13 protein-coding genes and 1 pseudogene are annotated in these 11,869 nt (G+C 69.8%); 4 read left to right on the top strand and 10 right to left on the bottom strand.

Translation table 11 applies throughout. The features are described from left to right. Nucleotides 1-50: 50 nt before the first annotated feature. The 8 genes from F1615_RS09355 to F1615_RS09320 all read right to left on the bottom strand — a co-directional run bounded on the left by F1615_RS09355 (nt 51) and on the right by F1615_RS09320 (nt 7,653). Nucleotides 51-1,340, bottom strand: coding sequence for a citrate synthase (locus tag F1615_RS09355; protein ID WP_149548421.1), 1,290 nt, complete (start codon nt 1,338-1,340; stop codon nt 51-53). A 232-nt stretch (nt 1,341-1,572) separates the two neighbouring features. Continuing rightward, nucleotides 1,573-3,843 (bottom strand): SF1B family DNA helicase RecD2, encoded by a 2,271-nt coding sequence (gene recD2 / locus F1615_RS09350; protein ID WP_149548420.1) that lies wholly within the window; start codon nt 3,841-3,843, stop codon nt 1,573-1,575. A gap of 133 nt (nt 3,844-3,976) precedes the next feature. Next, on the bottom strand, nt 3,977-4,504 hold the full coding sequence (locus F1615_RS09345; protein WP_149548419.1) for a diadenosine tetraphosphate hydrolase: 528 nt from the start codon (nt 4,502-4,504) through the stop codon (nt 3,977-3,979). 28 nt (nt 4,505-4,532) lie between these two features. Beyond that, nucleotides 4,533-5,276: a hypothetical protein gene (locus F1615_RS09340; protein WP_149548418.1), complete on the bottom strand. Its 744-nt coding sequence runs from the start codon at nt 5,274-5,276 to the stop codon at nt 4,533-4,535. A gap of 231 nt (nt 5,277-5,507) precedes the next feature. Beyond that, nucleotides 5,508-6,050: a DapH/DapD/GlmU-related protein gene (locus F1615_RS09335; protein ID WP_208818278.1), complete on the bottom strand. Its 543-nt coding sequence runs from the start codon at nt 6,048-6,050 to the stop codon at nt 5,508-5,510. 34 nt (nt 6,051-6,084) lie between these two features. Then, nucleotides 6,085-6,573 (bottom strand): hypothetical protein, encoded by a 489-nt coding sequence (locus F1615_RS09330; RefSeq protein ID WP_244328675.1) that lies wholly within the window; start codon nt 6,571-6,573, stop codon nt 6,085-6,087. 26 nt (nt 6,574-6,599) lie between these two features. Next, the gene (locus F1615_RS09325) at nt 6,600-6,809 is read right to left on the bottom strand and encodes a DUF397 domain-containing protein (protein ID WP_149548415.1); all 210 of its coding nucleotides are present in this window, start codon (nt 6,807-6,809) and stop codon (nt 6,600-6,602) included. A 7-nt stretch (nt 6,810-6,816) separates the two neighbouring features. Continuing rightward, nucleotides 6,817-7,653, bottom strand: a complete 837-nt coding sequence (locus F1615_RS09320; RefSeq protein WP_149548414.1) for a helix-turn-helix domain-containing protein — start codon at nt 7,651-7,653, stop codon at nt 6,817-6,819. Between the two features lie 218 nt (nt 7,654-7,871). Here F1615_RS09320 and F1615_RS09315 point away from each other — a divergent pair, with 218 nt between their 5' ends. Next, nucleotides 7,872-8,282, top strand: a complete 411-nt coding sequence (locus F1615_RS09315; protein WP_149548413.1) for an ATP-binding protein — start codon at nt 7,872-7,874, stop codon at nt 8,280-8,282. 57 nt (nt 8,283-8,339) lie between these two features. Further along, nucleotides 8,340-9,692 (top strand): ankyrin repeat domain-containing protein, encoded by a 1,353-nt coding sequence (locus F1615_RS09310; protein WP_149548412.1) that lies wholly within the window; start codon nt 8,340-8,342, stop codon nt 9,690-9,692. A gap of 1 nt (nt 9,693) precedes the next feature. On the opposite strand, the gene F1615_RS09305 is transcribed toward F1615_RS09310, so the two are convergent. After that, entirely contained in the window at nt 9,694-10,635 is a 942-nt protein-coding gene (locus tag F1615_RS09305) for an RNA polymerase sigma-70 factor (RefSeq protein ID WP_167533697.1), read from the bottom strand. A gap of 174 nt (nt 10,636-10,809) precedes the next feature. Here F1615_RS09305 and F1615_RS09300 point away from each other — a divergent pair, with 174 nt between their 5' ends. Beyond that, nucleotides 10,810-11,295 (top strand): carboxymuconolactone decarboxylase family protein, encoded by a 486-nt coding sequence (locus tag F1615_RS09300; protein ID WP_149548410.1) that lies wholly within the window; start codon nt 10,810-10,812, stop codon nt 11,293-11,295. Between the two features lie 74 nt (nt 11,296-11,369). Further along, nucleotides 11,370-11,687, top strand: a pseudogene (locus tag F1615_RS36190) (LacI family transcriptional regulator); the annotation flags it as partial. Here F1615_RS36190 and F1615_RS37070 read toward each other — a convergent pair. Next, on the bottom strand, nt 11,662-11,832 hold the full coding sequence (locus F1615_RS37070) for an XRE family transcriptional regulator (protein ID WP_425385632.1): 171 nt from the start codon (nt 11,830-11,832) through the stop codon (nt 11,662-11,664). The pseudogene F1615_RS36190 and the gene F1615_RS37070 overlap by 26 nt on opposite strands. Nucleotides 11,833-11,869: the final 37 nt, after the last annotated feature.

Here is an 11,869-nt window from a genome sequence, read left to right as displayed (position 1 = left end):
CAGCCGTCGGCGTGTGCGGGGCCCGATGCGTTCGCGGCCCGGAGCGGAGGTCAGCGCTCCTCGACCGGGACGAAGTCGCGCTCGACGACGCCCGTGTAGATCTGGCGCGGGCGGCCGATGCGGGAGCCCGGCTCCTTGATCATCTCGTGCCACTGGGCGATCCAGCCCGGCAGGCGGCCGAGGGCGAACAGGACCGTGAACATCTCGGTCGGGAAGCCCATGGCCCGGTAGATCAGGCCGGTGTAGAAGTCGACGTTGGGGTAGAGGCTGCGCGAGACGAAGTAGTCGTCGGAGAGCGCGTGCTCCTCCAGCTTCAGCGCGATGTCCAGCAGCTCGTCGGACTTGCCGAGCGCGGACAGCACGTCGTGCGCGGCAGCCTTGATGATCTTGGCGCGCGGGTCGAAGTTCTTGTAGACCCGGTGGCCGAAGCCCATCAGCCGGACGCCGTCCTCCTTGTTCTTCACCTTGCGGATGAAGGAGTCGACGTCGCCGCCGGAGTCGCGGATGCCCTCCAGCATCTCCAGCACCGACTGGTTGGCACCGCCGTGCAGCGGACCCCACAGGGCGTTGATACCGGCGGAGATCGAGGCGAACATGTTCGCCTGGGAGGAGCCGACGAGGCGGACCGTGGAGGTCGAGCAGTTCTGCTCGTGGTCCGCGTGCAGGATCAGCAGCTTGTCGAGGGCGGAGACGACGGTCGGATCGAGGTCGTACTCCTGCGCGGGAACCGAGAACGTCATGCGCAGGAAGTTCTCGACGTAGCCGAGGTCGTTGCGCGGGTAGACGAACGGGTGACCGACCGACTTCTTGTAGGCGTAGGCCGCGATCGTCGGGAGCTTGGCGAGCAGACGGATGGTGGAGAGGTTGCGCTGCTGCTCGTCGAACGGGTTGTGGCTGTCCTGGTAGAAGGTGGACAGCGCCGAGACGACCGACGACAGCATGGCCATCGGGTGGGCGTCGCGCGGGAAGCCCCGGTAGAAGTTCTTGACGTCCTCGTGCAGCAGGGTGTGCTGCGTGATCTCGTCCTTGAACCCCGCCAGCTGGTCGACGGTCGGCAGCTCGCCGTTGATCAGCAGGTAGGCGACCTCCAGGAAGGTGGAGCGCTCGGCCAGCTGCTCGATCGGGTAGCCGCGGTACCGGAGGATGCCGGCCTCGCCGTCGAGATAGGTGACCGCGGATTTATAGGCGGCGGTGTTGCCGTAGCCGCTGTCCAGCGTCACCAGACCGGTCTGGGCGCGGAGCTTTCCGATGTCGAAGCCCTTGTCACCGACAGTACTGTCGATCACCGGGTAGGTGTACTCGCTGCCGTCGTACCGCAGTACTACAGAGTTGTCGCTCACGTCTTCCCTCACCGACGTTGTGCCTCATCTTCGAGGTGCCCTGACTGTCTCTACCATCCCCCACTCGGCTCAGGAGAGTGCACTCGGGGTCGACCATCGGGCCTATTGGCGGCACTGAGTGCCGCCAACTTGCCCATCCTGCCCCTTGTGTTCGCGATCCGGAAGGCCTCTGTGACCTTCGTGACTCATTTGATCGATCATTTTTTGGTGACGGACCGCTCACAGCGGTCCGTCACGCCCCTGAGAGGCGGGAACCGGCGAGGCGGAAGTCCAGTGCCGTGCACCGGCGGCCCGCCGACACCGTGCGCACCGCCTGCCCGATCGCCTTGCGGGAGCCCACGAGGACGACCAGCCGCTTGGCCCGGGTGACCGCCGTGTAGAGCAGGTTGCGCTGGAGCATCATCCAGGCGCCCGTGGTCACGGGGATGACGACCGCCGGGTACTCGCTGCCCTGGGAACGGTGGATGGTCACGGCGTAGGCGTGCGCCAGCTCGTCCAGCTCGTCGAAGTCGTACGGCACCTCCTCGTCCTCGTCGGTCAGCACCGTCAGGCGCTGGTCGACCGGGTCGAGCGAGGTGACCACGCCCACGGTGCCGTTGAAGACTCCGTTCTCCCCCTTCTCGTAATTGTTCCGGATCTGGGTCACCTTGTCGCCGACGCGGAAGACCCGGCCGCCGAACCGCTTCTCGGCGAGATCGGGGCGCCCGGGGGTGACGGCCTGCTGGAGCAGCCCGTTGAGCGTGCCCGCACCTGCCGGGCCCCGGTGCATGGGGGCGAGCACCTGCACGTCACGGCGCGGGTCGAGGCCGAACTTCGCCGGGATGCGGCGGGCCGCGACGTCCACGGTGAGGCGGCCGGCCTCCTCGGTGTCGTCCTCGACGAAGAGGAAGAAGTCCTTCATGCCGTCGGTGACGGGGTGCTGCCCGGCGTTGATCCGGTGGGCGTTGGTCACCACGCCGGACTGCTGGGCCTGGCGGAACACGCGGGTGAGCCGGACGGCCGGGACGGGGCCGCCGGCGGCGAGCAGGTCCCTCAGGACCTCCCCCGCGCCGACGCTGGGCAGCTGGTCGACGTCGCCGACGAAGAGCAGGTGGGCACCCGGGGGAACCGCCTTGACCAGCTTGTTCGCGAGCAGCAGGTCCAGCATGGACGCCTCGTCGACCACCACCAGGTCGGCGTCGAGCGGGCGGTCCCGGTCGTAGGCGGCGTCGCCGCCGGGCTTGAGCTCCAGCAGGCGGTGGACGGTGGAGGCCTCGGCCCCGGTCAGCTCGGCGAGCCGCTTGGCGGCGCGGCCGGTGGGGGCGGCGAGCACCACCTTGGCCTTCCTGGCACGGGCCAGCTCCACGATGGACCGCACGGTGAACGACTTGCCGCACCCCGGTCCGCCGGTGAGGACGGCGACCTTCTCGGTGAGCGCGAGCCGGACCGCCGCCTCCTGCTCGGGGGCGAGGTCGGTGCCGGTGCGGCTGCGGAGCCAGCCGAGCGCCTTGTCCCAGGCCACGTCCCGGAAGGCCGGCATCCGGTCCTCGTCGGTGCGCAGGAGCCGCAGCAGCTGAGCGGAGAGGGCGACCTCGGCGCGGTGGAAGGGGACGAGGTAGACGGCGGTGACCGGGTCGCCGCCCTGCGGGTCGGGGACCTTCTCGCGGACGACGCCGGGGTCCTCTCCGGGGTCCTCCGGCTCGGCGGCCAGCTCGGCGAGGCACTCGATCACCAGTCCGGTGTCCACCTGGAGCAGCTTGACCGCATCGGCGATCAGCTTCTCCTCGGGGAGATAGCAGTGCCCCTGGTCGGTGGCCTGCGACAGCGCGTACTGCAGTCCGGCCTTCACGCGGTCGGGGCTGTCGTGCGGGATGCCGACGGACTGGGCGATCTTGTCGGCGGTGAGGAAGCCGATGCCCCAGACGTCGGCGGCGAGCCGGTAGGGCTGGTTCTTCACGACGGAGATCGACGCGTCGCCGTACTTCTTGTAGATGCGCACGGCGATGGAGGTGGACACCTCGACGGTCTGGAGGAAGAGCATGACCTCCTTGATCGCCTTCTGTTCCTCCCAGGCGTCGGCGATCTTCTTGGTCCGCTTGGGGCCGAGACCGGGGACCTCGATGAGGCGCTTGGGCTCCTCCTCGATGACCGTGAGGGTGTCGACGCCGAAGTGCTGCGTGATGCGGTCGGCGAAGACCGGGCCGATGCCCTTGACCAGTCCGGAGCCCAGGTAACGGCGGATGCCCTGCACCGTGGCGGGCAGGACGGTCGTGTAGTTCTCGACGTGGAACTGCTTCCCGTACTGCGGGTGCGACCCCCAGCGCCCCTCCATCCGCAGGGACTCCCCCACCTGGGCCCCGAGCAGCGCGCCGACGACGGTGAGCAGATCGCCGGCGCCGCGGCCGGTGTCGACCCGGGCGACCGTGTAGCCGTTCTCCTCGTTGGCGTACGTGATGCGCTCCAGCACGCCTTCGAGCGTGGCGAGTCGGCGTTCACCGGGGGCCGCGGATGGCTGGTTGGACATGATCCGACCGTACCGGTGCGGTGTGACAGGGCGGCAGGCCCGATTCCCTGCTCACCCGGCCGTGGTCATCAGGGGACCGGCTTTCCGGGTTGGAGCTGTGGCGCCGCGAGTGCTGAGCGGGGTTGCGTCCTGGTCAGTGGCGCAATGGCGCACGGAGCTGGTCCAGCTCCCTGCCGATCGCGTCCCGCAGCACGTCGTGCCGCGGACCGAGTCGGACCTGCTCGTCGCTCCACCGCTCAGGCGGATAGAGCCATACCGGAGCACCCACCACGTCGGCCGGCTCCCACTCGAACCGCGGCCAGACATGCGCGTGCAGGAACGGGTCCGTGTTCCCCAGGATCTCCAGGTTGACCCGGCGGAAAGCCGGGTCCAGTCGCCGACAGGCACGCTCGACCGCTTCACCGAGGTGGTCCATGTCGGACAGGAACGACAGCCGCTTCGCCCTCGGAAGGTCGGACAGCCGCTGCACACCCGGTTCGTCCACGAGCAGAACCGAGTAGCCCGGCAGGAACTGCACATCCCCGATTACCGCGAACCCCGACGTCAACCGGCGCATCACGGTCGGGTTCTCGCCCCGCAACGCGGTCCCGATCCGATCCGTCCGCCAGTCCCCGACTGTCGGAGCGTCAGTGCTCGGCCGGTTCTCGCTGCGGCTGCCCATCGCCCACCACCGTACCCGCGCTCTCGGGTCACGTCTCATCAGGCGTGGAGGCCACCGCATTCCAGACGACCACGTCCACGGTGAGCTTCAAGGGATCGGGGGCATACGTTCGCACTTCGACCCAGGCCCAGCGCCGCTCCGACGTCACCACACAGGCCGTGACACCCGACCTCAGGTCGTCCCACTTGATCGTCCCCACCAGCGCCGTCTGTGCGTTGCACGTCGCCGGGGAGCGCTCCTTTCCCGTCGTCACGATCAGCCGGGGAGCGTCCAGCCCTCCGATGAACCTGTTCGGGTCCAGGTAGAGGTCCGCTCCCTTGTGGGTGAAGGTCCTGGCGTCCCAGTTGGGGGCGTCCGAATCGAGATCGAGGCTGGTGTCCGCCACCATGTCGATTCCCTCACCGGAGCGGAGGACGGAGTCCTGGGCCGGCACGACGTCATCGACGGGATCGCCTGTCGTCGGCTCCGTTGTGGGTTCGGACGACGATCTCGCCTGCTTGGTTTCGGTGACCGTCACCGTGGGCGTGGGTTCGGGTGCACCCACATCGACGCGGACGGTGTTGGTCAGGATGGCGACTCCTGCGGTGATCGCTGCCGCGAGAACCGTTGCCGTCGCGGTCAACGCAGCGGCTCGAACCTGTTCTGAGCGGTGACGCGGATGACCACCGCGCTCCCCGTCCGCGGGGCCGGGCACGCCTGCGGGGCCATCGCCGTCCGGCGTCGTTCCCCCCGATGCGTTGCCACTTGATCTCACGCCATCTGGTTCAGGCACGGTTCCCCCCGGCTGCTGAGCGGATGCGCACGGCCCCCAACAGTCCATCGCATCGCAGCTTTTGTGAATCACGCGAGCGTAGCGGGCCTTGAGCGATACAGAGGGCAAAGACTGAAATAATCGGATGGTCCACCAGCCGTCGCACTACCCTGTCCGCGCGCCTGGGTGATCAACCTCGTGGAGTCGAGGAGCGAGGCCCGCGGTGGGGCTCGGCGTGGATCCGGACGGCCGTCACCACGTTCGGTGCACGGTTGCCTTGCTGCCGGTCACCAAGCTGGCCGGCGGAACGTCATCGGCCACGACCGCGCCGGCGGCAATCACGGCGTCACGGCCGATGCTGACGCCGGGCAGGATCGTGGCACCGGCACCGATCCACACGTTCTCCGCCACGTCGATGGGTGCGCCGGTGAGGTACAGCCGCCGCTCCTCGGGATCAACCGGGTGACCGCTCGTGATGAACGTGACCTTCGGTCCGATCATCACGCGCTCGCCGAGCCGGATACCGGCATAGTCCAGGAACGTGCAGTTCTGATTGATGAACACGCGCTCGGCGAGGTCGAGGTTCAGGCCGTGGTCCGTGTAGAAGGGCGGATAGACCGTGACTCTCGGCGGCAGTGGCTTGCCGAGGATCTGCTCGAACAGTTCCGCCTTGCCCGCTTCGTCTTCGAAGGGCAGGACGTTCAGGCGGGAGGTGAGCTCGGTGACCCGCAGGACCCTCTCCGCCATGGCCTGGAACTCGGCGCTGCGGATGCGCATGAGACGGTCACTGGACATGCCACAGACCCTTTCTGCATACCGGATCGGTCATCTAGCAGCCCGCCTCCGCGCCGCTGTTCACGACCGTGTCGGCCTCGACCGAGTAACCGGCCCCGGTGGTGAGGTCGGGGCGGCTTCCGTGACCGTCCTCCGCGAGGCCCTCGGCGGTGAGGAAGACGATCCGCAAGACCATCCCCTCCTTGACGAAGCACAGGTCGCCGGACACGGCTTCGGGGTCCGGCTGCCATCCGTCCCGTACCGCCGTCGTCCGGTAGTACGCGGCCACTTCGGCCGGAGTTCCGGGGAACGCGTAGGTCCGGGAGGCGTACACCGAGACGTCGCCGCTGTCCGCCCAGCAGCCGGCGTCCACCTCCTCGAAGCCGCGGGCGACCGTCGCCCCGGCGGGCCGGGAGCCGAGGATGTCCAGCCCTGCCATCTCCTTGACCCGGCCGTCGGTCCCCTCACAGTCCCCGGCGAGTTCCTGCAGCGCGCAGCCGGTCAGCGTTCCGGCGGCGACCACGGCCGACAGGAGCAGGGACAACGGGCCTGCGGTACCCGCCAGCGGCCTCATACGGAGGACGTCGTGCCGGTCCCCACCGGTCCGGTCCCCTTCAGCCCCGCGAGGAAACAGGCGAACGCGGGGGCGGGGAAGGTGAGGGTGGCCCGGGCGGGGGCCTTGGAGTCGCGGACGGCTGTGCGGGTGGGTGAGGTCGCGATCTCGACGCACTCGTTGCCGTCGCCCGGACCCGAGTAGGACGACTTTCGCCAGTTGTCCATGGGGTTCCTACAGCTCCTTCGCCAGGCTGCGGATGAAGTCACGCGACCGTTCGGGGTCGAGCGACACGGCCTCCACCTTATGAAAACTCGTTCGATAGGTGTTGAGCTGGGCCTCGGAATCAATGAAGGCCGATCCGTGGAGCGCGTCGCGCACCACAGTGTCCAGCTTGGGCAGGGGACCGCCGACGTACGTCATGGTGCTGGAGGCTCTGGCGAAACCGTCCAGGTCCAGGGGGATGACTCGCACGGTGATGTGGTCCGCGTCGGAGAGCTCAAGGAGTCGGGCGAGTTGGGCCCTTGCGGTGGCACGGTCGCTGACTCTGATCCGGAGTGCCGCCTCATGGATCACCGCTTCGTAGGGGATGGTGAACTTCTGGCGCGCCTTGCGGTGCTGGATGCGCAACTCCATTTCTGCACTCGTCAGTTCCGGCAACCTGGACGAGAAGACGGCACGCGAGTAGTCCTCGGTCTGGAGCAGGCCCGGCACGTACAGGATGGCCACATGCCGGAGGAACCGGGCGTGGTACTCCAGCTCGGACAGGTCCAGGAACGATGTGGGCAGGAAACCCCGGTACTCCTCCCACCAGCCGTGTGTCCGGTCGGCGGCCATGGCGACCAGGGCGTCGATGAACTCCTCGTCCGTACAGGCATAGTGGGATGCCAGGCGGCGGAGCCGCTGCTCGCTCACGCCCGCGAGTGCGGACTCGATATGGGTGATCTGGGCAGGGGCCACACCGAGCAGCGCGGCCGCCTGACGGGAGTTGAGGCCCGCCGCCTCACGAAGCCTGCGCAGTTCAGTGGCCAGTCGCATCTGGCGTGCCGTGGGCTCGCGCCTCTTCACCATCGACTGGCTCTCCTCACACGCCTGTTGATGCAACTCGTTCGGCTTCAGATTACGCGATCGGCTTGCAGCGTCCCTATATTTAGATCTACGTTCAGTGACGCGACGCACACCGTGCGGCACCGAGCCACCGGAAGCGCACCGCTCCGTCCTGCCATGGCGGGTGCGGCATCGACACCGGGGTTCGACTCCAACTCCCCACACCCGAAACGGAGTTCCGCATGCCCGAAAACGATCCGTGGGAGTACTCCCTGTACATCCCCAACGACCTCCGCGCCGTCACCGTCAGTCGCCGCACCCTGCGTCTGATCCTCACGATGCATGGGCTGATCCGCCTCGTCGACGTCGCCGAACTGCTCGCGACCGAGCTCGTCTCCAACGCCGTACGGCACACCAAGGGCCCCGCCGCCCTGCGCGTGCGCTGGTCGCCGCCGGGCACGTTGCGCATCGGGGCGTGGGACGCGGACCCCGAGCCGCCCCAGCCGCCGAGGCCGTTCGAGGCGGACGTCGAGTCGGAGGACGGGCGGGGCCTGGCGATGGTGCGGGCGTGCGCCGACCTGTGGGGCTGGCAGCCGCTGGCCAGGGACGGCAGCCGGGGCAAATACGTGTGGTGCGAGCTGTCGGCGGCATGACGGGATCGCAGACAATTGAGTTGTCCGTACGCGGCTTCCCACGGATGCTCGGCACTCATGAGCGGGGATGAAGTCGACCGGCGGCTCGTAACGGCGGTCCAGGCCGGGGACGTCGAAGCGGTGCGGGCGCTGCTGGACGCAGGTGCCGACCCGGACGCGCCGGGTGACGACGGGCTGCCGGTGCTGTGCACGGCCGTCGCGGCGTTCGACTCCGCCGTCGCCGATGTACTGGTCGAGGGCGGGGCCGACCCCGACCGGCTGCTGCCCGACGGGACCACGCCGCTGTGGCGGGCCGTCGACGGCGGCTCCCCCGCCGTCCTCACCGCCGTGCTCGGCACCGAACCCCGGCTGCGGCTGCCGGGGGAGACCCGCGAGCGGCTGCTCGCCCTGGCCAGTAACTGGTACGAGACGGGCGCGGCCGAGGAGTTGCGGCGCCGGACCGACGCCCCGGGACCGGCCGAAACGGTCCGCGTTCCGGACGACGCGGACGCGTACCACCAGGTCCACCAGGTCTCGCTCGGCGGGCTCGTCGTACGGGACGGGCACGGCGCCATCCTGACCGCCCTGGAGTGGGCCTTCCGCGTCCTGACCCCGGTCGGCGAACTGGTCGCCCGGGCGGCCGGCCAGCCGGACGAGGAGCACGCCGTGTGGTGGGAGGTGATCCGGGTTCTCCTCCAGCGCCGCAGCTTCGAGACCTGGTCGGCGGTGGTGGCCCACCGCCACCACCCCGATCCGGCACACCGCCGTTTCGTGGTGGAGTACCTGCGGACCCGGGGCGTCCTCGTGTACGACTCCCCGTACGCGGAGCAGGAGGGTGACTTCCTGACCGCCTGGGCGGCGGAGGAGACGGATGCGGAGATGCTCGCGAAGGTGCTCGAAGCCTTCGCCGAGTACGGCCATTCCGGTCTGGAGGCTGCCGGGCTGCGCCACGCGGGTCACTCCGACGCACGGGTCCGCCGACAGGTGCCCGGGCTCTTCCGGCCCTCCGAGAACGCTTCCCTGACGCCCCCGGCCAAGGCCGCGCTGCTCACCCTCACCCGCGACCCGGACGCCGGGGTGCGGCTTCTCGCCTGCCGGGTGGCCGTCGGCGACGACGCCCTGCTCACCCCCGCCGTGCAGGCGCTGCTCGCACTGGCCGAGGGCCCGGACACCGGACTGCGGGGCGAGGCCGCGGCACTCCTGGCCTCCTGCCGGGACCGTACGCCCGCAGTCGCCGAGACCCTGTTCGCGCTGCTGGACGAGGACGACCACCTCACCCGCCTGGAGGCCGCCTACGGCCTCGCCCTGCGCGACGACCCGCGCACCGCCGAGGCCATCGGGCGGATCGGACACGACACCTTCGCGGACGACCACCGGTGGTGCGCGCTGTGGCGCTGGCAGTACGACAAAGAACACCCGCCCGCCGGGTGACTCAGCGGTGCAGGGCCGTCCGCCGCCGCATCCGCGTCAGCTTCTCCGGGTTGCGTACGGCGTAGAGGCCGGTGATGAGGCCGTCGTCGAGGCGTACCGCCACCACCGTGTCGAGCTCGCCGTCGAGCCGGACGAGCAGGCCGGGGAAGCCGTTGACCTGCACCGGGTCCATCGAGACCTCGGCGGGCACCTTGAGCAGGCCCCCGAGCATCAGGCGGGCCACCTTGTCGGCCCCCCGGACGGGGCGCAGGACGGCCTGCTTGATGCCGCCGCCGTCGCCCAGCAGGACGACGTCCGGCGCGAGGACGTCGAGCAGGCCCTGCAGGTCCCCCGTCTCGACGGCCCGCTGGAACGCGGCGAGCGCGTCACGGGTCTCGGCAGGGGAGACCGTCCCGCGCGGCCGGCGGGCCGCGACGTGGGCGCGGGCCCGGTGTGCGGTCTGGCGGACGGCGGACGGGCTCTTGCCGACGGCCTCGGCGATCTCGTCGTAGCCGATGCCGAAGACCTCGCGCAGCACGAACACCGCCCGCTCGGTCGGCGTGAGCGTCTCCATGACCAGCATCATCGCCATCGAGACACTGTCGGCGAGCTCGACGTCCTCGGCCACGTCGGGGGTGGTGAGCAGCGGTTCGGGGAGCCAGGAACCGACGTAGGACTCCTTGCGGCGGCCGAGCGTACGCAGCCGGGTCAGTGCCTGACGGGTCGTGATCCGGACGAGGTAGGCACGGTGGTCGCGTACGTCGTCGAGATCGACTCCCGCCCACCGCAGCCAGGTCTCCTGGAGGACGTCCTCGGCGTCGGCCGCCGAGCCGAGCATCTCGTAGGCGACGGTGAAGAGGAGGTTGCGGTGGGCGACGAAGGCCTCGGTGGCCGGGTCCGTACGTCCCGTGCCGGCGGGCCGCCCGGTCGCCCGCCCGTCGCCCCCGTCGTGCTCGCTGGTCACGTCCACTCCCGCCTGTCCGCTCTCGACGACACCACACGCACGAGACGCCGGCCCGCGCGGTTCTGTGACATCCCTGCTCCATGGCGCACGTCACACCACCGTTTCCGTCACGGGGGGCGGGTCACCGGCGTCTCGTGTCCGTCCGACCCGACACGAGCAAGAGGAGCCCGAGCCATGGACACCCGCATCAACCTGTTCGAGAACGAGATCGGCCTCAGGTTCGCCAAGCGGTTCGCGGGCGCCGGCCTGGTGATCCACGACTCACCGCTGCCCAGGTCCACGCAGGAACTGGTGTCGCTGCGCGCCAGCCAGATCAACGGCTGCGGTCACTGCATCGACATGCACGTCAAGGAGGCCGCGGCCGCCGGTGAGAGCGCGGTCCGGCTCCACCTGGTCGCCGCCTGGCGCGAGTCCACGGTGTTCACCGAGGCCGAGCAGGCCGCGCTGGCGCTCGCCGAGGAGGGCACCCGGCTCGCCGACGCCAGCCAGGGCGTGTCCGACGCGACCTGGGCCCGGGTGCGCGAGCACTACGACGACGACCAGATCGCCGCGCTGGTCGCCCTGGTCGCCCTGATCAACGCGGCCAACCGGCTCGCCGTGATCACACACCAGCGGGGAGGCGCGTACGAGGCGGGGATGTTCGCCGCCGCGCTGGGCTGAGCCGCGGTCCGGGGGCCGCCCCACCGGCCCCCGGGCTCGGCACGGTGCCCGGTGTACCGCCCTGGGCGGCGGCTATGGCCTCTTTCGTGCGGCCCGACACCGAACCAGTGTTCGTCGACCGCTGGATCCCCGGCGTCGACGTGCCGGTCGTCAGGTCGGACGGGCGCGAAGCCGTACGGGTTCTCGTCGCGCACCTGCACGGGCTCGGCCAGCGGCTGGCGATCATCGCACGGCCCGCCACCACCACCGACTGCGATCGCGTGAACGCCTTCCGGCAGGCGCTCGGCGCGTACGGGCTCGACCTCCCCGACACCTACGTCGGCCAGGATGACTTCCAGGCCGCAAGCGACCGCCGAGCGCTTCCCCTTACGCCCGGAAAGTCGCGACCTCCGCGCGATCCAGCTCACCGTGCTCGATGGCGGAGACCCGAGGTGCCGAGACCCCCATCGACGCTGCCACTTGGCGCTGAGTCAACGCCTGTTCACGCCTGACCTCCGCGAGCTTGTGAGCACGCACTTCGGCGGTCAACCGGTCCATGGCCGCTTGCTTCTCCTGAGGCGACCGCACCGGCAGC

Origin of the sequence: Streptomyces marokkonensis, from assembly GCF_008312835.1 — a bacterium.
GTDB lineage: Bacteria > Actinomycetota > Actinomycetes > Streptomycetales > Streptomycetaceae > Streptomyces > Streptomyces marokkonensis_A.
Note: the sequence above shows the minus strand (reverse complement) of the source record. Positions and strands in the feature narration are given on the sequence as shown.